Annotated in this window: 18 protein-coding genes; 15 read left to right on the top strand and 3 right to left on the bottom strand. The window is 61.4% G+C overall.

Annotated elements, in window-relative coordinates; genetic code table 11:
- The first annotated feature begins 194 nt into the window (after window positions 1-194).
- The 6 genes from HB778_RS02225 (at window position 195) to HB778_RS02200 (ending at window position 6,692) form a co-directional block, all read left to right on the top strand.
- Window positions 195-614, top strand: coding sequence for a hypothetical protein (locus HB778_RS02225; RefSeq protein ID WP_183461121.1), 420 nt, complete (start codon window positions 195-197; stop codon window positions 612-614).
- 137 nt (window positions 615-751) lie between these two features.
- Entirely contained in the window at window positions 752-1,663 is a 912-nt protein-coding gene (locus HB778_RS02220; protein WP_183461119.1) for a hypothetical protein, read from the top strand.
- A gap of 174 nt (window positions 1,664-1,837) precedes the next feature.
- Window positions 1,838-2,827, top strand: coding sequence for a Coat protein (locus HB778_RS02215; RefSeq protein ID WP_183461117.1), 990 nt, complete (start codon window positions 1,838-1,840; stop codon window positions 2,825-2,827).
- Window positions 2,828-2,962: 135 nt separating this feature from the next.
- Window positions 2,963-3,496, top strand: a complete 534-nt coding sequence (locus HB778_RS02210; protein WP_183461114.1) for a hypothetical protein — start codon at window positions 2,963-2,965, stop codon at window positions 3,494-3,496.
- Between the two features lie 128 nt (window positions 3,497-3,624).
- Entirely contained in the window at window positions 3,625-4,224 is a 600-nt protein-coding gene (locus HB778_RS02205) for a hypothetical protein (protein ID WP_183461112.1), read from the top strand.
- The gene (locus HB778_RS02200) at window positions 4,224-6,692 is read left to right on the top strand and encodes a hypothetical protein (RefSeq protein WP_183461110.1); all 2,469 of its coding nucleotides are present in this window, start codon (window positions 4,224-4,226) and stop codon (window positions 6,690-6,692) included. The genes HB778_RS02205 and HB778_RS02200 overlap by 1 nt, the downstream gene beginning before the upstream one ends.
- A gap of 25 nt (window positions 6,693-6,717) precedes the next feature.
- On the opposite strand, the gene HB778_RS02195 is transcribed toward HB778_RS02200, so the two are convergent.
- A complete protein-coding gene (locus tag HB778_RS02195) occupies window positions 6,718-7,788 on the bottom strand; it encodes an ISAs1 family transposase (RefSeq protein WP_244661770.1) in 1,071 nt (356 codons plus the stop codon).
- 287 nt (window positions 7,789-8,075) lie between these two features.
- Between HB778_RS02195 and HB778_RS02190 the strand changes: the two genes are divergently transcribed.
- From HB778_RS02190 to HB778_RS02165, 7 genes are all read left to right on the top strand, one after another.
- A complete protein-coding gene (locus HB778_RS02190) occupies window positions 8,076-8,525 on the top strand; it encodes a hypothetical protein (protein WP_244661769.1) in 450 nt (149 codons plus the stop codon).
- A gap of 2 nt (window positions 8,526-8,527) precedes the next feature.
- Window positions 8,528-8,743, top strand: coding sequence for a hypothetical protein (locus HB778_RS41145; RefSeq protein ID WP_244661768.1), 216 nt, complete (start codon window positions 8,528-8,530; stop codon window positions 8,741-8,743).
- Window positions 8,744-8,746: 3 nt separating this feature from the next.
- Entirely contained in the window at window positions 8,747-9,268 is a 522-nt protein-coding gene (locus HB778_RS02185) for a hypothetical protein (RefSeq protein WP_183461109.1), read from the top strand.
- 1 nt (window position 9,269) lies between these two features.
- Window positions 9,270-11,975, top strand: a complete 2,706-nt coding sequence (locus HB778_RS02180; RefSeq protein ID WP_183461107.1) for an HNH endonuclease — start codon at window positions 9,270-9,272, stop codon at window positions 11,973-11,975.
- A complete protein-coding gene (locus HB778_RS02175) occupies window positions 11,963-12,253 on the top strand; it encodes a hypothetical protein (RefSeq protein WP_183461105.1) in 291 nt (96 codons plus the stop codon). Before HB778_RS02180 ends, HB778_RS02175 begins: the two co-directional genes overlap by 13 nt.
- Before the next feature lie 8 nt (window positions 12,254-12,261).
- Window positions 12,262-12,576 carry a hypothetical protein gene (locus HB778_RS02170; RefSeq protein WP_183461103.1) on the top strand — a complete coding sequence of 105 codons (315 nt, stop codon included), beginning with the start codon at window positions 12,262-12,264 and terminating at the stop codon, window positions 12,574-12,576.
- A 409-nt stretch (window positions 12,577-12,985) separates the two neighbouring features.
- Window positions 12,986-15,166 carry a glycosyl hydrolase family 28-related protein gene (locus HB778_RS02165; RefSeq protein WP_183461101.1) on the top strand — a complete coding sequence of 727 codons (2,181 nt, stop codon included), beginning with the start codon at window positions 12,986-12,988 and terminating at the stop codon, window positions 15,164-15,166.
- A 5-nt stretch (window positions 15,167-15,171) separates the two neighbouring features.
- Here the strand turns inward: HB778_RS02165 and HB778_RS02160 are convergent, their stop codons facing one another.
- Window positions 15,172-16,440, bottom strand: coding sequence for a glycosyltransferase (locus tag HB778_RS02160; RefSeq protein ID WP_183461099.1), 1,269 nt, complete (start codon window positions 16,438-16,440; stop codon window positions 15,172-15,174).
- Window positions 16,441-16,933: 493 nt separating this feature from the next.
- Here HB778_RS02160 and HB778_RS02155 point away from each other — a divergent pair, with 493 nt between their 5' ends.
- Entirely contained in the window at window positions 16,934-17,350 is a 417-nt protein-coding gene (locus tag HB778_RS02155; RefSeq protein WP_183461097.1) for a hypothetical protein, read from the top strand.
- Between the two features lie 122 nt (window positions 17,351-17,472).
- Here the strand turns inward: HB778_RS02155 and HB778_RS02150 are convergent, their stop codons facing one another.
- Window positions 17,473-18,441 (bottom strand): FkbM family methyltransferase, encoded by a 969-nt coding sequence (locus HB778_RS02150; RefSeq protein ID WP_183461095.1) that lies wholly within the window; start codon window positions 18,439-18,441, stop codon window positions 17,473-17,475.
- 82 nt (window positions 18,442-18,523) lie between these two features.
- Here HB778_RS02150 and HB778_RS02145 point away from each other — a divergent pair, with 82 nt between their 5' ends.
- On the top strand, window positions 18,524-19,276 hold the full coding sequence (locus HB778_RS02145; protein ID WP_244661767.1) for a glycoside hydrolase family 108 protein: 753 nt from the start codon (window positions 18,524-18,526) through the stop codon (window positions 19,274-19,276).

Below are 19,276 nucleotides of genomic sequence, written 5' to 3'. Positions count from 1 at the left end.
CCTTTCCAGCAAGATATGCGATGCGCGTCAGGCAGCAATGTTCTCGACAATTTGATGAAATTGAAAGCCGATCTTTGCGTCTTGTTGCTATTAACGCGCGATGAAAGTTTAATATCTCATGCAGTGGGCAGTTGCCGAGAAATCTGTTATAGTTTTCAGGCGGAGAATTGAGCTGTTCGCCAAGGGGGAGCGACATGGACACGGCGATGGGTTTTCTGAAATTTGGAGCCCTCAGCATTGGCGTCCTGATTCTCGGCTATACAGCCGCGATGTTGAATACCGAACTCAAAAGACCAGTGCCGCGGCCGGAAGCCCGTAATCTCATCTTGATGTTCATGGCCTTCAGCCTTGTGGCGTTCGCCGGTGCCGGTTATCTGGAATACCTCAAACAGGCGTCCGGCCGCGACGTCGAGCGAAATCAGATCGCTGGAATAGTCGGGGAACTTGATACCCGGCTGGACGACAAGGAACGCGCCGAATTCTCCCAAGGGTTCACCAAGGATCAGCAGGACCTGTTCACGCACTACACCGACACTTTGTGCGGGAAAATCAAAGAACTGCGAAAGATACTGGATCCCGACCGGCCAACCACCTGCCGGGTGTCGCAACCGTAACACCGTTCGCTTCCCAGTTGAGTTGACCGCGCTTGAGGGCATTCCCCTTTCTGGCGGGGTGAGAAGCGATCTGCATGGCAGGCGCTGACGCGCGCCGGCATTTCACCTCTATCCGAAACCTTTTTGAGGAACATCACATGACAGATCTGGCAGACGCCGGGTCCGTGGCGGCGCGTGCGCTGCCGGCGGGCAACCCAGTACGGCCACCGGCCAACGGGGACAATGGGTCCGCCCCGGCGGCCGGCAAAAGTTGGTTTGACGGTCTTTCCGAAGGCAACCGCAAGCTCGCTGAAACCAAGGGCTGGACCAAGCCTGAAAGCCTCGATCGGGTTTTCACATCCTATGCGGAACTGGAGCGGCAGCAGGGTGAGAGCCTGCGCGTGCCCGGCCCGGACGCATCGCGGGAAGACTGGGAGCGTTTTCATGCCCGGCTGCCCGAGACCATGCGTCCGGTCACCTCGTCCGAGAAGGTCGAATACCGCCGGCCGGAAGGCCTGCCGGAAAACTTCGCCTATTCGGACGAGCTCGCCAATGCGTCCAAGGCCTGGGCGGTCGAAGCGGGTGCAAGCCCGAAGATCGCACAGGCCTACCACGACAAGTTCGTCGGCTACATGGCCGAGCAGGCCGCGCGCCAAGAGATCGCGCTCGCCCGCTCGGTGGAAGCCACCCATGACGACCTTGTCCGGGACTGGGGACCGACCGACAGCGACGGCTTTCGCCAGAAGCTCGAGGTCGCCAACCGGGCGATGAAGAAGCTCGGCCTGGTCCACGCCTACAAGGCGAAGGGCATCCTTCTGCCTGACGGGGCGCTGACCGATCCGCAGATCGCCAAGGCCTTCCACGCCATTGGCGAGGCGATGTTCAGGGAAGACACGATCGACGGCGGCGCCGGGCGCAGCGGAGGCAATCCGTTCAAGCGCAACGCCGCCGGCGAACGCAACCTGACCGCCATTTCAGCCCTCGTCAAAAGCGACCCCGCCCGTGCCCGGCGGTTGGCTCGCGAGGCCGGGGAGAATCCGGACCGCTGGATGCCGAACAACCCCCTCTAAGCTGTGTCGATATTCAGGTGATCCCGGCCTGCAAACGATGGCTTTCTGCGCTTCCGGTGCTCACGGACCCAAATGTCCGCTCCGCTCCGGTTCTCGAAAGCCATCATTTTCGGCTCGGCCTGACCTGAATCTCAACACACCTTCACCACCAACCCAAACTGAAGGAAGAGAAAAATGGCAGATGCCTACACCCGCATCGCGGACGCGATCGTTCCGTCCGTCTATGCGCAATATGCTTTCGAGGAACATGTGCAGTCGCTCGAAATCTACCAGGCCGGAATCCTGTTTTCCGACCCGGCCATCTCGTCCAAATTGTCGATGGGCGGCCGCTCCGTCGACATGCCCGGCTGGAAAGATCTCGGCAACGATCCGTCCGAGCCGGTCAATGACGATCCGGCCGATTCCATCGAGATGAAGAAGGTCGGCTCGCGCCGCGAGGTCGCCGCCCGCAACGTCCGCGCCCAGGCGTGGGGCGTTCCGGACCTGACCTCGATCCTGGCGGGCGACGATCCGCAGAAGCTGATCGTCAAGCGGCAGACCGAGTACTGGCAGCGCGCCAACAAGCTGACCCTGCTCGGCATCCTGAAGGGGGTCGTCGCCGACAACATCGCCAATGATGGTGGCGACCTGGTGCGCACCACCGGCGCCTCCATCGTCGACACCGACATCATCGAGGCGGCCTATCTGATGGGCGATCGCGCGGACAAGTTCAAGACGATCTGGATGCACTCCAAGCAGATGAAGGCGCTGAAGCTCGCCGACCTCATCGACTATGTGCCGTCGTCCGAGCAGGGCGGGCCGCTGATCCCCTACTACATGGGGCTGCGCGCCGTCGTCGACGACGACATTCCGGTGACGGCGGGCGTCTACACCGCCTTCATGTTCAAGGACAAGGCGATCCTGTGGAACGAGCTGCCGGTCAACACCGAGGGCGGCCCGCTGGAGTTCGACCGCAAGCCGCGCCAGGGTCATGGCGGCGGCGTCACCGAAATGGTCGGCCGCCGGCATTTCGTGCCGCATGTGCCCGGCACCCGCTTCCTCGACGCCTCTTCGGCCGGCGAATTCGCCACCGATACCGAGCTGGCGCTGGCTGTGAACTGGGACCGCACCGCGTCGAGCGTCAAGAACATGACCTTCATCGCGCTGAAGACGACGGAGGCCTGACCGGGCCGAGGCGAGAGGGCGGGGCAGGGTGCCCCGTTCTCGGTCGGCAACCTGCTGGCAAACGCGTCCGCCGTCAGGCACGCTGTCTGAAGCGGCATCAGCGGATCTCAAGGAATGAAACCAGAGGCCTCGATCTTGCTTCGGCTTCCAACGGTGTTGTTGCTGGTCGTTGCTTCTGTCGTGCCGGTTTCCGCCGCCGAGATCAGCGAGCCGACACATGGTGTGACCCTGACCTATCAGGATGCGCTCTGGTCGGCGGCGATCGAGGATCAGGACATCGATCTCAAATGCAAGTCCGATGCCTGCGGCGGCGAGAGCGGCGAATGCGAGGTGATGCTGACCATGAACAACGCAGCGCTGACGTCGCGGCAGTTCTTTGACGCGTATCAGAAGGAATTCACCGACAATCTGGTGGAAGAGTTCGACAAGCTCGGCGTCGACCCCGTCGTGGTCGATCCGCCGACCAATTTCATGGAAGGCGGCGTTATCGTCTCGATATCCTCGATCCGCTACGACGAATCCGGCACGCCGACGCGGGCTTGGGCGGCCGCGCAGGAAGCGCGGTTCGGCGCCGTCACGCTGACCTGCTACGGTAGCGAAGACAAATACCAGACCGCTGAGATGGCCTGGCTGGCGCTGGTCAAGGACATCACCATTCCGAAGCAGTGAGGATCCCGGCAGCTTCGGCGCCGGTGCTCCACCGACCACGATTTTCCCAAGCCGCTTCCAAGCGGCTTTTTTCATGCCTGGAGACAATCATGACCCTTGCTCGACCCGTATGGACGAGGCGCTGAGCCATGGCCATCACCCCGCTCGATATCGCCAATATGGCGCTGGCCGTGCTCGACGAGGCGCCGATCGACAGTCTCGATCAGGACGTCAAGGCGGCGCGCCTGTTGAACCTGCATTTCGACCTGACATGCGAAGCCGAACTGACCAAATACGCCTGGGTGTTCGCGATCCTGCGCGCCAATGTGGTGGGGTCGGACAGCGGCGGCAATGATTGCGGCTTGAACGTCGCCTATGAACTGCCGGCCGACTGCCTGCGGCCGCTGCCCTTGACCCACAATGGCGAACCGGACGGCGTGCCGATCTCGTGGCGCCAGGAGGCGGGTCTGATCTATTCGGACCAGCCGGGTCCATTGACCATCCGCTACCTCGCCAACCTCACCGATCCCAACGACTGGGACGCGCTGTTCACCGAGGTGCTGGTAGCCGCGCTTGCCATCAAGGTCGCGCATCCGCTGACCCACAAATCGGGCATGATCGACATTGCCCGTTCGGCCTATGACCGGGCGCTGGATGCGGCACTCAACGCCAATGCCATCCAGCGCGGTGGCCGGTTCTACACCGCCTCCTGGTCCAGCCAGCGCGGCGACAGCAGGATGGTGCGCTGATGACGACGCTTTATCCCGTCCAGGATGTTTTCACGCGTGGTGAAATCAGTCCGCGCTTGCATGCCCGCGCGTCGCTCGATTTCTATCGGGCGGCGCTTGCCCGATGCGAGAACTTCCTCACGCTGCCGCATGGCGGCATCCGCAAGCGCGGCGGCACCTATTTCGCCGGCGAGGTCAAGACATCGGCCAAGAAGACGCGGCTGATCCCGTTCATCTTCTCGGCCGACCAGGCCTACGCGCTCGAATTCGGCGACCTCTATATCCGCGTCTACGCCTATGGTGCGCGCGTCGGCACGGTGGAGGTCGCCTCGCCCTATCTGGAAGCGGACCTGTTCGAGCTCGCCTATGTGCAGTCGGCCGACCAGATGTGGATCAGCCACAAGGACTATCCGCCCAAGGTGCTGACGCGCACCGCGCACACCACCTGGTCGCTGGCAGACTTCACCTTTCTCGATGGCCCCTATGACGAAATCAACACCACGCCGACGACGCTCACCCCGGCGAATACTGGCCACGCCACGCCGCAGATGACCTCCGCCACGACACCGAGCGGCACCGTTACTGACAACGGCACGGGCACAACCAGTTGGAGGGCCTTTGACCGGGCAATAAACGGCTCCGTCACTGTGTCGACGGGGAGCAGCGGGTTTCTTCAGTACCAGTTCCCCGCCGGTCAGGGAAAGGCGGCGAACGCCTACTGGATCTCTGCATCGGAGGATGCCGCCAAATGGGGCGACACGCCGACACAATGGAAACTGTCAGGTTCAAACAATGGCGTGAATTACGTCTCGCTGGATGGCCGGAGCGGGGAACGGGGCTGGTCCGGCTCGGAAGTGCGCTTTTACGAGTTTCAGAACCAGACGACCTATGAATACTACAAATTCGACTTCTCCGGTGGCGGCGGGGACGACGCCAACAACACCGGGATCTCAGAGGTTGCGTTGGCCGAGAACGGCGACATGATGACGCCGTTCGACCTTACCGCGTCCAGCATATCCGGCATCAACGGCGGTACGGGCTTTCAGACAACCGATGTCGGCCGATCAATCCGACTGCTCGGCGCCGACAATGTTTGGCGCTGGGCCAAGATCACAAGTCGCACCAGCACGACAGTGGTCAAGGTCAGGCTCTATGGCCACGCCTTGCCCGACTTCTCTCCGATCACACGCTGGCGGCTGGGTACGTTCGTGCCTGGGAAGTATGTCGAAAGCGGATCGCTGTACGAAGAGCGCCTGGCCTTCAGCCGCAAGTTCTCGGTCTACGCATCGAAAACCGGCGACTTCGACAATTTCGCGTTGGGCGAGAAGGACGATGATGCGCTGGAGTTCGTCCAGGCCGGCGGCGGCCAGGCCAACGACATCCAGTGGATCGCGGAATCGGACGGCGCCTTGATGATCGGCACCTCAGGCGGCGTGCGCGCGCTTTCGGGCTCGGGCATCGACGAGGCGCTGACGCCGTCTTCGTTCAAGAACCGGCGCTCGCGCACCTTCGGCTGTGCCCGCATCCGCCCGGTCGATGCCGGCCAGTCGTTTCTCTATGTCACGCGCTCGCGCAAATCCATCGCCGAGCTGACGCAGACGGCGCAGAGCCGTTTCACCTCGGACGATGTCGGCCAGATTTCCGAGCACATCCCCAAGCAAGGCGTGGTCGAGCTGGCCTTCCAGACCGACCCTGACCCGTTGCTGTGGTTCCCGCTCGATAATGGCGAACTGGGCGGTTACACCCACCAGCCATCCCAGGAAGTTAGAGGCATGCATCGGCATCGCCTGGGCGGCAGCTTCACCGGGGTAGACTGGGCAATTGTCGAAAGTGCCGCTGTGACTCCCGGTCAGGACGGCAATGACGACCTCTGGCTGGTCGTCAAGCGCACTATCGGTGGCGTGACCAGGCGCTATATCGAGGTCAAGACCGCGCCGTTCGAATATGGTGCCGTCGCCGATGCCTTCGAGGTCGATTGCGGCCTGACCTATACGGGCGCCGCAGTGGCCACGGTGGGCGGGGCGGCACACCTTGCCGGCCAGTCCGTCGACGTGCTGGCAGACGGCAAGGTCTACCATGGCCTCACCGTGAGCGGCGGTGGCACGGTGACGCTGCCGGGCGGCTCGACTGCCGCCAAATGGCAGCTTGGCCTGCCCTATGCGGCGGCGGCCGACACGCTGGAACTCGATGTCGGCGGCAAGGACGGCTCCATCATCGGCCGCCGCAAGAAGGTGGCGAAAGCGATCCTGTCGCTGCTCGAGACCGACACCACGGGGCTCGAGGTGCAGTCCTTCATGCGCGGCCGCTGGGAGCCGGTGCGCATGCCCTCGATCGTCGCACCCGACGGCGGGGCGACACTGTTCACCGGCAATGTCGAGGTGCCGATCGACGACAGCTGGGAAGGGCAGGGCCGGGTGCGCATCCGCCACGTCAATCCGACGCCCTGCACGATCCGCGCGTTCACGCCGGTGTTCGACGCCGAGCCGTAGTTGATCTCCCCCCTCGAGGGCAGGGCTATCGCATATGAGCGATTGCCTGGATGAGATAGTCGTCATTCCAAGCGCATTTCTTGATGCGGTGGCTAATGGGGACTTTGTCGATGTCGGCGGCCTGAAGGATATTTCTGGCGATGCGGTTGATGAGGGCGGTGTTGGCGGGAGCGTTGTCCTTGCGGGCACGACTGAGGTCCTCGTGCAGATGAACGTTGAGCATCCAGTGCAGTGCGTTCTCGATCTGCCAATGGGCTCTGGTGAGGTCGATCGCCTGCTGTGGCGACAGCAGCGTTGAGGCCATGAACAGGCGCGTCAGCGGCTCGGCCTGATCGCGCCGGCTGGTGATGCGGATGAAGGCCTTGTGCCCCGGCATCATTGGTTCAGCCGCCACCACGACCTCTGCCTGCCGCCATTCGTTGCGGCCATGGCTGGTCTCGGTCCGCTCAGTGACGGCGGGAGTGGTCTGGGCCAGTTGTTGATTGGCCCGAGCCAACCAATGCCGGCGGTTTCCCTTGAGTGCGAGCAGATAGTCGCCGCCGCGCTGAATGATGGCCTTGGCCATGCGCGTGTGGCAGTGGAGGGCATCGGCCGTGACCAATCGGCCAGTAAGATCAATGAGTTCGACGACCTTGAGGGCAGCCTCGACCTCATTGTCTTCGTCGCCGGGCGAGACCGCCGCCAAACACAGCCGCGTCTGGCTGGCAAAGGCCGACACCGTCAGGGGCGGGCTGGCCGCAAGGCCTTTCTCATAGGCCCGCCGCAGCGCCTTGCCATCAAGTGCGACCACACCCTGACGTGCCTGGGCAAAGCCTGCGGCAAAGGCGGCGAACGCCCGTCCGAAGGCCTCCGGATCGAGCAGGCGCAACAGCCGCGAGAAGGTGTCGTGGCTAGGCGCCTCCTCATAGTCGATCAAGCGCGACAGCGCCTGTTTGCGCTCTTGCGCGAACAACGAAAACTCCGTTGCGCTGGTCGCGCCACACAGGCTCGCAGCGATCATCATCACGATCAGGTCGCCAAGCCGATGTGTGGCGTTGGCCGCGCGCGGATCAGGCACCGTACCGAAATAGCTCTCAAGGCTGGTAATGGCAGTCACTCCTCGCTGGACTGCCTTCCCAAAGAATCCCTTCTCAAACCAACTTCAAGCCCAAAATCGCCATATGCGATTCCCCTGGATCGACGGGGGAGATGTCGCCGAAGGCGACAGAGGGGGTCGGTACGACGGGACGCGACCTCCTAGCCTGAAACGATGCCGGCGCCTCACGCGAGGCGCCAACCTTCATCCGCCGCAGAAGGTCGCATCCGGTCGTACCGACCCCCTCTGGCCTGCCGGCCATCTCCCCCTCGAGGGGGAGATAACACTCCCCACAAGGAACCCACCCAATGACATCCCCCCATGCCGAAACCCTCGGCAGGGCGCGGACGGCTGCCGAATTCGCGGCCGTCATCGCTCTGCTCGACACCGACCTCAACGACGCGCTCGCCTGCAAGAGCGAACTGGCTGAAGCCGAGGACCGCGCGGTCTTCGGCGATGGCGACCTGGCTGCAGCGCGTGCCGCGCTCGACGACTGCAACGACCGGATCGCGCTGCTGGAAAAAACCATCGACGCCGCCGGCAAGCGCCGCGCGGAAGCCGCGCGCGGCGAGGCCCGCGCCGACATCGCCGCACTCGGCGAGGAGATCAAGGCCAGGGCAGCCCTGCTTGTCGACCGGTGGCGCGCCGTTCATCGTCTGGTCGAGCAGCTGCGCCAGGAACTGTTCGAGGCCGATGCGCTCGCCCGCGCATCGCCACCGCCAATGGCCTGTTCGACGCCGCCGGCGTCGGCGAGCTGAAGGTGAACCTGACCACCACACGCCGCGCCGCCATGGCCGGCGCTCGGGCCACCCCGCCCGCCCGGCTCAGCCGGCCGGCGCTGCAGGCGGACAGGGTGCTGCTCTCCTTCCTGACCCCCGGCGGTGCGCTCGACCCGCGCCCGCCGCTCGGCGCGCCCGTGGACGGCGTCAAAAGCAAATTCATTCCCGCAACTCCCTCTCTGAGCGAACGAGGCTGAACCATGTGCACACTTGCCCTTCTTGGACTGGCGGGCACGGCCCTGTCGGTTGGCGGCGCGCTGGTCGAAGGCCAGCAGTCGAAGCAGATGGCCGACTATCAGACCAAGGCCTATGAGCAGCAGGCGCAGGCCGAGGCACAAAGCGCGGCCTTCGAACAGAGCCAGGAGCGCCACAAGCAGGATCTGCTGCAGGCCCAGGCGCGCGCCCAGGCCGGCGCCTCCGGCGTCGGCATATCCGGCTCGCCGACCGAGGTGCTGGCCGCCAATGCCAGGCAAGGTCAGATGGACCTCGACGCGATCCAGTACAGCTCGCAGCTGCGCCAGAACAACCTCAACAGTCAGGCCGCCATTTCGCGCTTCTCCGGCAAGCAGGCGGTGACGGCATCGATCTTCAACGCCGGCAGCGCGCTCGTTGGCGGCCTCTCCAAAATCTACGACCCGACCAAGGCTGTGAGCCTCGGCGGTTCGGCATTTTCGCCCCGGGCAAGCGCCGCCATAGCCGGCGGCTATTCGGGACTCTACTGAAATGGTCCACGTCATCCCCCTTTCCATCGCCCAGCGCCGGCTCGATACCGGCAACGCGCCGCAATACCCCCAGGGCTCGCCGATCGGTGGCGCCATGCAGGGTTTTGGCGATCACCTTTCCGCTGTCGCCGAGCGCTATCAGCAGATGAAGGACCAGCAGGAGGCGTTCGATGCCGAACTGGCCCGCCGCCGGTTCAACGGCCAGATCGCGCAAGCGGAAGACGAGGTGACGGCAAATGCGCCGGCCGACGGCGCCGGCCTGCATGAAGTCATGTACGGCCAGGTCGATCCGTACAGTGGCCGGGTGGTCAAGACAGGCCTGTTCGACAAGCTGTTTGCCGCCGCCTTGCCGGGTATGCCCGAGAGCCAGCGCGCCGCTTTCGCCGGGCAGAAGGAACCGCTGCGTCAAACCGGCGCGCTGCGCATGGCGGCACGGCAGCTTCAGCGGCGCGACGACTATGAGTTGGCCAAGTGGACCAAGGTCGACACCATGTCGACGAGCGCCATCGCCCAAAGCGACCCGAACGACACCGCGAACTTCGAGGCGATCCGGCAGAGCGGGTCCGACCTGATCGCCAAGATCGGCAACCCGCTTGCCCGGCAAGCGGCGGAAGCCGCCTGGCGCACCAACACGGCCAAGGCGCTGGTCCAGGCGATGATCGCCCAGGACCCGAAGCGGGCTGCCGAGATGCTGGGCGCGGCGCAGGGCCGGACGAAGGACGATGCCGTCGTTGGTGGCTCCAGTGCCTCGGACAGTGCAAATGCGGCGGCCGCGAAAGGCGATCGCGTTGGAACGCGCACGCCAGATGAAACCGTGGCGCAGGCGTTCGGCGGAAGTGGTTCGACGACGCCGGAAGACAAGACAGCCATCCCCCTCGATGCCATCACCTACCTGAAGCCTGGTGACGTTGCGGCGTTGAAGGACCAGGCCAACACCGCCACCGCAGCCCAACTGATCGGTGCGCGTGCAAGGGTCCTGCTTGCGGAGCAGAACGCACCGGCCGTCATCGCCGCCACGGGCAAATATCCGGAGGAGGAGCCGACCGCTCAGGATTTCGTCAACATCTACGGAGCCGAGGACGGCCCGCAGCATTTCGATCAGTTCAGGACAACGGCCGGCGTCGCCAAGTCTTTCTTCGACATGTATCGGGCGCCGAACCAGGCAATACATGCCGAGCTTCGGGATTTCGAACCAAGCCCCAACGGCTCGCTGGAAGAGCGCGAGCGATACGAGGTAAGAGCCGGCGCCGCCCAATTGATCATGGGCGCCCGCGACGCCGATCCTGTCGCCTACATCAGCCAGATATTCCCCGGCAAGGCTCCGGACTGGAGCAAGGTCTCAACGCCCCAGGATTTTCAAGCCGCCATCACGTGGGCCTGGGCTGCTCAACAGCAGATGGGCTTCGGCAAGGTCTTGGCGGTTCCGCAGGCGCTCTCGGACAGCTTCGGCGCGAGATACGTCGATGAGAGCGCGCCATTGCGGCAGCGCATCATCGAACTGAGTGAGTTTCTCAAGGCCGTGCGCGATCCGGAGGCGCGCTTCACATTCGCTGGGCAGGTTTTCCAGTCCGCCTTGGCTCGCCTGCGCCAAAACGCGGCAAACAATCCGAGGATCGCGCCGGCAGAGCTGGAAGCTCAGGGAAAGGCCCTCGAGGCCGGTTTGATCGAGATGGCCCTGCACCCCGCCCGTGTGCGGTTCAACGCCGGCTCATGGTGGCAAAAGCCGATTGCGGCTGTGAACGACAGCGTCAGGCTCGTGGCCAACGGCGCGACATTCGATCAGGCCGATAAGTTCGCCGCGGGAATGAAATGGCTTTTCTCCGACAAAAGCTACAGCGAGTTGCAGGCAGCCGAGCAAGCCGAAAGCGAGGATGCTGAAGATCGTGCCGGCTCGGCCGGCATAGCCGCGAAATTGCTCGGCGCTTTCGCAACCGGCCACGGCATTCAGAGCGCGGGCCTCACCTTCACGGGAAAGTTCGCGGCAGAAGGTCTGAAGGGCATACCCGGCCTTTTCGCACGAAGCTCGACCATGGCAGCAGACGGCGCTGTGTTCGGCGGTGTCCATGCCGCTCTAAACGGCCGGAACATCGTAACGGAGATGAGCACCGGAGCACTGTTGGGTGCAGGTGGCAATGCCCTTGCCGAGGGTTTGAGTGCGGTTGGCGGTCAGGTGGTGAGAAGGCTCACCAGGCGCCAGGCCGATTCAGGGGCATCTGCCGCTGAGGGCAGGGGAAGTGATGCGGGCATCAAGGCGTTGGAGGAAGGCGCGTCCGAGGGGGCAGACCTCTATCAAGGCGTCGATTTATCCAAGCCTGCGCCGGAACTTGCCGCAGGAGAGGCGAATGCCAGAGCAACTCACCTACCGACCGGCCGATTTTATAGTGTAGTGTTTGAAATGAGACTAGCCCCTACGTCATATCCGGGTATCTCACGCGATCTACATTATCAAGAAGCAAACGAGGCGCTGTTGCAGGCGATGGAGGGAGAAGCGGCTTTCGCTCAAGCCATGCAGAATCATGGAATTAATCTTCGGAGAACGCCGAGGGGGCTGGCTCCCCAAAACGCGCCTGATGGTTTCTCGTGGCATCACGCCGATGAGTCCGGAGTGATGCAACTCGTGCCTAGATCTCAGCATGATCCTGGTACCATCTTCCAGAAGGTTCTGCATCCGAATGGCAAAGGAGGGTTTTCTCGATGGGGAAAGTAGGCAGGCTGATAGAGATAGTCGAAAGGCTGTCGGAGTTTGACGAGTACGACACGATTTATGCGTCGGAGCCTTGGACCGAGGATCCGGATGCGATGGTTGCTACCGGGCTAGACACGGGAAGATCGCCACCGGAGGCCGTCGAAGCGGGTTTGGAATATTTTCTTGAGATACATATCTCTAGAGAAGTCATCGAGGGTTGGCTTGCCTCGATAGAAGAAAAACCTAGCCTATCGGCAGTTTGTCAAAGGCTTATCCAATACGCCGTCAATGACGCATAGGAGATAGAATGGAAAATAATCCGCGCTATGACGGAAAGCCGTTGCTTAAACTCTTGGAATTCTATGTTCTATGGGTAATTGGGGAGTTGCCGGAAGAAGTGGATAAATCCTTGAAGGCGATAGCTCCCAAACTGCACGCTCTCTACGGTGGCGATGGACACTGGCAAGGTGCAATTGCCGCATCGGTTCATTTTTCCGAGGAAATACCGGCCGAAATCCGGGGGCTATGGGCAAGAAACCTCGAAATCGCTCGGGACAACAACGTAACGCTTTCGCCTCAGAAATTTTCCGAGATGTTCGTCGATGAAAATTTCGATAATTGAATGCTCTTTTCTGGCCGATTTGGTGCGAGGCGTCAACGAATTACGGTGACGGTGAATTACGGTGACAGTGCTGGACTGCACGCCATGGGTCATCCTCCAGGATAACCTGTCACAGAAATTGCCGTGTCTCACCCATGGGGTGCAGTCCAGTCCATTTTAATCAATCGTCCCCAATATCGCTGGAGTGAACCACCGGGCGGAGATATGGGGGAATAGTGCACTGTCACCGTAAGCATCACCCGGTGACTCAGGCGAGACGCCAGTCGAGGCACGAGCGCTTTCAGGACGAGAAAACCGGAAATAAACGATAGCCGCTGGCCAAGTTAGTTGGCGCGCCCGTCCCGTCCACCCATCCGACCCGAAATCCTCAAGCCTCGCTTCAGCGGGGCTTTTTCATGGAGCAAGCCTTATGGCCCGACCTGCAACTGCCGCCGTTCGCCTGTTGACCGGTGAGCGCGAACCCGTGCGCCTGGCGACCACGATCAATATTACTCTATCCGGCCTCCAGACGATTGACGGCGTGCTGACGGAAGTCGGTGACCGCGTGCTGGTCAAGAACCAGACGAACGCCACCCAAAACGGCATTTACACCGCAAGCACAGGGGCTTGGTTCCGGGCCGCCGACGCGCGGACCTCGCGCACGATGCAGAAGGGCACCACGGTCCACACCCAGGCCGGATCGACCAATGCCGCCAAGGTTTTTTCATTCCAGACCGATGAGCCGGTGATCGGCACCGACAACATCACGCTGTCGCTCTATTTGTCCGACAACGCGTTGGGCGATGCGCAGGCGGCGGCGACGGCCGCGGCCGGCAGTGCTTCCGCCGCCGCCGGATCGGCCACTGCCGCATCGACGAGCGCGACCAATGCCGCGACCTCCGCAACGAATGCCGGCAACTCGGCCACCGCCGCGTCGGGCTCGGCATCCGCCGCCGCCACCAGCGCGACGAACGCCGGCAATGCGGTCACGGCGGCGGCCGGCTCGGCATCGAGCGCGGCGACATCCGCGACCAATGCGGGGAATTCAGCGACCGCCGCCGCCGGCTCGGCTTCGGCCGCGGCCGCGTCGGCGGCTGCGATCAATCTTCCGGCACCGGTCGCCAACACCTTCCTTAAGCGGAATGCCGGTAATACGGCCTATGTGCCCATAGCCGCAATCGATGGTGCTGACGTGTCTTACACCCAAGGTGGGGCTGGCTCATTGGCGCGTGCGATGCAGGACCGCGCCCGGGAGAGGATATCTGTTCTCGATTTCACAGGCGTCGATCCTACGGGCGTTTCAGACAGCCGCGCGGGCATCGTCGCGGCCGACGCTGCTGCAGCAGCCTTGGGCAAAGCTCTCTATTTCCCAAAGGGCAACTATCTGGTCTCTGCCGCGATCACACCATCATCGTTTGCTTGCTGGCTCGGAGAAAGCAAAGCCAAGGTCACGCTCACCACGACCTCGGCGACTGCCGATCTTCTGACTGTTTCGAACGGCTCGTTCACTCTGGATCGGATTTCCTTCGGGACCAACATCACCCGAACGGCGGGCAGCTATTTCAATATTTCGGCCAACGTCGTTTCGATTACAAACTTCAACATGACCGGAGCATTCCAAGGAATCTTTCTCTCGGCGGCTGTTTCAACAATCTTCGTGGCCAACGGCAACATTAGCACAGCTAGCGCCTCCAGCATTGGTATCCGGCTCCACGGCGGTGTTGCAGTTGAGATAGCCAATATGATCGTGGTGTGGAACGGTGCAGCCCATCCATTTGCCTGTCTCTATATCGACAACGGAGGGGACTATAGCTTCACCAATTGTCAGTTTCTCGCTGGGACCAATGGCGCGCAAATCGCACCGGCTGCTGGCCAATCCGTTGCCTATTGCCGCTTTACCAATTGCTGGTTCGATACCTCTTTGGGCGCGGGTCTTTCCATTACCCCCACGGGCACGGGCACGATCACGGGCTGCGATTTCGTACAGTGCTGGTTCAGCACTTCAGGAACTCACGGAGTGCAGATGGCACCTGGCGCAAGCGCCTCAGTGACAAATGTCAATTTTGCAAACTGCTTTATGCTTAACAATGCTTCGAGCGGGGTTACACTCACTGGTGCGGTGATCGCTGATTGTAACTTCGTCAACAACACCATCAACGGTCCTGGTACCGCTGCCGGGTTTTCATTGAATTTCGGTGTTGTTCGCGCACGCCTTCAAGGCAACCGCCTTGGTGGTCTGTTGTACGGCATTTTCTCGGACGGCACACCGACAGACGCGATGATTTACGACAACTCGTTTGTGAGTTGTACGAACAAGATAGCTGGAGCTTGGCTAGGCAGCACGCGCATCGAACGAAATGCGGGCTACAACCCGGTTGGCGCGGCAGGCATCACCCCAGGAGCTTCCCCCTATACCTATACGGCTGGCGCGTCGCCGGAGACAGTTTACACTTCAGCGACCACATCAATCACAGCGGCCACGCAAGGTGGCGTGTCGATACTGCCGGCCGCGCTGGGCGCCAATGTTCCGCTTTGTATTCAACTTGAACCAAACGAGGCGGTCGCGATCACCTATACCGGCACGTTGACCGCCAGAAAGATGGTACATTAGCGTCGCTACGTTGCCACCTCGCGGAGCCAACGCGCGCTTTCGGCCTGTAAGCTAGGGTCATTGTTGAGATCGATCGGCTTGATGTCAGCTAGGGGCATTGACTTGGGGATAGGATCGCGGCGGGCTAGGTCGCGATCAATTGCAGAATGAACTATCTCGATGTGTGTGGCCCATTCCCGTACCTGTCGGGCGGTGTCGCGCCATGTTGGCAGTGGGATGCTTGCCGCTTCAGCCCAAAGTCTGCGGGCTTCATCATCGTCCAGCATTTTTCTTGCCGCCGCCGCGATCTGATCGGGGCGTTTGGGCTCGACTCGAATTTGACCCAAGGGTTGCAGTCGTCTCGTGCTTGGCATGACGTCGCTTACGATCACGGGGATGCCGGCGTAAAGGCTTTCAACTGGCGGGATGCCATAACCTTCGAGGGTGCTGGCTAAAATGGTAGCGCGAGCGGTGGAAAGGATCTGTGCCAACTGGTCATCTGAGGCGGCCGGATAGTGTGAGAACTGAGGATACCTGTCTTTGGCGGCCTCGATCGTCGGTCCGAGGGATGCGTTACCGTGATCCACCAACTTGCCTACAAACACTAAGTCGACTTCGACGCCTTCGTCCCACAGATCTTCGAAGGCCATCAGGACATCGCTTTGGCGCTTTCGCGCTTCGATCGATCCGAGGCAGACGAAGGTTTTTCGACTCGGGTGGAAAATTTGTTTCTCAACGGAAAGCCCATCGGCGCCAAGATGAAGGATCGGCAGCGGCCAGGGCCGCCTTAGCTGGCCGGCGATCTCGTATCCTTGCTTAGTCTCCTGGCTGATGTGGGCGGTGTAGGCCATCGAAAACACCAGGTTGAAATACGGCTCGAATGGCGTCTTGTCAGCGATGCCGAAGTCCTTGGGGTGCAGCCATGGGAAAAGGTCGTAGACGATAGCGAACGAGCGCGACGGATGGCGCGCAATGCGCTGCCTATAGAATGCGCAGCGCGTATGGTCCCAAAACAGTTCAGGAATCAGGACATAGGCCTCTTCGCCGATTGGTGCTCCAGGATTGGCAGCGATAGCCTGTGCTGCCCGCTGAGCCTTTTCGGCAGTGGTCGCACTTGAATTGTCAAGGACTGCCGCCAACGCATCAGGCGCCAAGACCCGCAAACTGTCCATCGCTTTGTCGAAATAGCATGCCGTTAAGCCGTCTGACCAATGACGGAAAATTGCGCGAATAGTGCGCTGGATGCCGGTTCCAATAGGGTTTGAAACAAATTCGCTGATGTCGGCGTAGATCATGGCCCACGTTAAGCACGGCTGCCACCACTCCGCAATTCAGATAAAGGCTTGGACCACTTCCGATAGCCGGTAGACACCTGCCACCTCGCAGGTTAGACCGAATTTATAAGGCGATTGTTCGAGGGCTCATGGTGGGAAAGAGGTATGTCGCTGGCGTAAGCTGGCCACGCAGCGGCCATCATCTTATGGAGCGGCTTGTCCAAAATTATTTCGGCGAGAGCTTCAGGTATTGCTTCTTCTACCGGGACGACCCGGCCTGCTGCCACACTTTCCCTTGCACTCAGCCTGGTGTCAATTTCACAAAATACCACGACTTCGAACTGTCTGGACGTATTGTCGAGGGCGTTCCTTATCTAGTCAATACCGCGCGCTTACGCCCGCTACAATCTCTGACTTCGAGCTCTATCTGAGAGACGACGGCGATGTCGGCGAGGACACCGTCGAAAGTTTCCGGGCCTTTGCTCGTTACAAAGCCGAGGGCTGGGCAGCGTTCATGGCGAAGTGGGTGGACGCACAGTTCCCGACCGAGCGCCTTCTTGTGAGGTACGAGGATTTTGTCTCAGACGCTCACGGTGTCCTGCGTTCGGCCATTCCCTTTTTTGCACCAGGCGAGGTGCCGGATGAAGAGCGTCTAAATCATGTCATTGACACCGAGCACCATGTGGCCGTCAGCAAGCAAAACGGTGTAGAATGGCGCCTTAACGCCGGTGTTAAGGCGTTTCGCAAACCTGAGAGTTTCCGCTTCTATGACGCCAGCTTTTTCAGGGAGTTGGAAGCGTATGCCGACGAAAAGCGGTGGGGGATAGGTGCGGCAGGGGCGACGACGCTAGCACTCAATTGGCGGCGACCGTCTTCGGCAATGCAGCTATTGCGATCCTCTGCGTCGAAACTGAAGCGTCTGATGTCGTAAAGCGCAAACCGCGGTCACGCTTCTACTGAAACCAATACGTTCTACCATTGGCCCGGCCGGCAAAACGAACGCGACGCAGATAGGTGTCACGTGGTGCGCCGGCCGCCAGAAAAAATGGCGCACTAAGGGATGCAAAGTAGATCGGATACGCTGTGATGGCTGATCAGATTTGCATGGATGAAATGAAGCGTCTCGTTCTTTGTATTGGCGTGCTTCACCTCGCCGTTGATCAGATATTGAATGTCGGTGAAAATGCCCTGCAGATACTCGAGAAAGGCTCTTGGGTTTTCGTTGCCGTAGGCCAGCAGCGTGAAGGTGTTGAATTCGAGTAGGACCAGCGGCTGTCTGGCTTTGATGGTTGCCATCCCACCTTCGATCACACCCTTTTCGTAGCCTTCGACGTCGATCTTGATGAAATCGAGCCTATCGGGCGCGTACTGAGCAGCGATGGCATCGAGGCGCTCGACCAGGACGGTATGCGATGCTTCACCCAGCGAGCCTTCGAAGTTCAAATGGCTCGCCGTAGCCGACTGAGGATCGTCGGAAAAAGGCAGCTTGCCGGCCGAGGCGCCAAGAGCCACGTTCACGGGCATGGCATTGACAAAATGGTTGGCGCCTATCGTGGCTTCTAGGTAGCTGAAGGCGACCGGCGACGGTTCGAAGCTGACGACATGTCCATTTCCGACATGTTGAGCAAACAAGGCGGTGGTGACACCAATATTCGCTCCGACATCGAAAACGGTGGCATCAGTGCTAAGTCTCTCTCGCACGACACGCCCCAAAAAAGAGCCGTCGAAGGCTTTGCCATTCAGCTGTTTGAAATAGGCGTCCTTGGGACTGCCGCAGATAACGACCCCCTTGCCACCTAAAGTAATTGTCTTGGTGGGGGAATCTTCATTTGGCTCTGGCACTGGGGGCTTGTTTTTCGGTGCGGGCTTCGTCAGTTCGCTAACCTGGCCGATTAACCGGTTCCGCTGCGCCGTCAACCAAGTGCGCTCCCTTGCAAGGTTGTCGCGCTCTTCGATGAGGGCCAAGCGATCGTTCCATAGCCGACGGATTGGCGGTATCGACAAGGCCAGTTGCTTAAGCATGAACCACTCCGTTGCTTCCTGGATGCTTTAGGCGCGCCAACGGCAAAACGCAAATTCTTCTCCAGAACTAAAGAGGCATCTAATGGACCGCAACTTTGCGCGGGCGCTTGCGCTCGTCCTGAAATCCGAGGGCGGCTGGTCGGACAATCCGGCCGATCCGGGCGGCGCCACGATGAAGGGTGTCACCCTGGCCAACTTCCGCCGCTATGTGAAGGCCGATGCCAGCAAGGCCGATCTGCGCAAGATCGGCGATGACCAGGTCGCGACCGTCTACCGGCGCTTCTATTGGGACGCCGTGCTCGGCGCCGAACTGCCGGATGGCGTCGACTATGCCGTGTTCGACTTCGCGGTGAACAGCGGACCGGGCAGGGCGGCCAAATACCTGCAGGCAAGCGTCGGCGTCCCGCAGGACGGGCGCATCGGCCCGGCGACGCTCGCGGCGGCCAGGGCAAGGCCGGCTGGCGTCGTCATCGACCAGCTTTGCGATGCGCGGCTGGCGTTTCTCAAGCGATTGCCGACATGGGCGACGTTCGGGCGCGGCTGGTCGGATCGGGTCAGGTCGGTGCGGGCTCAGGCCCTGCTGATGTCGGACCGGGCGACAGTGCCGGCGCCCGTAAAGCCTGCGATGCCCGAGCCGCTTCCGCGACCGGTCCCGCAACCGCCCGAGGTTGAAACGGCCGACGGCAACGCGCCGGCGGCCGAGCCGGCGTCGCCGGCACCGAGCGGTTCGGTAATTCCGGTTGCCGCCGGGGCAGGGGGTGTCATCGCCGCCTGCCTGCTCCTCGTCTACGCCGCCTGGCACCACATTGCCGTCGCCCTGCAAGGGATCTTCTGA

It is taken from the genome of Mesorhizobium huakuii (genome assembly GCF_014189455.1).
In the GTDB taxonomy this organism is placed as follows: domain Bacteria; phylum Pseudomonadota; class Alphaproteobacteria; order Rhizobiales; family Rhizobiaceae; genus Mesorhizobium; species Mesorhizobium huakuii_A.
The sequence above is the reverse complement of the archived record's forward strand: the minus strand, read 5'-3'. Positions and strand labels throughout refer to the sequence as shown.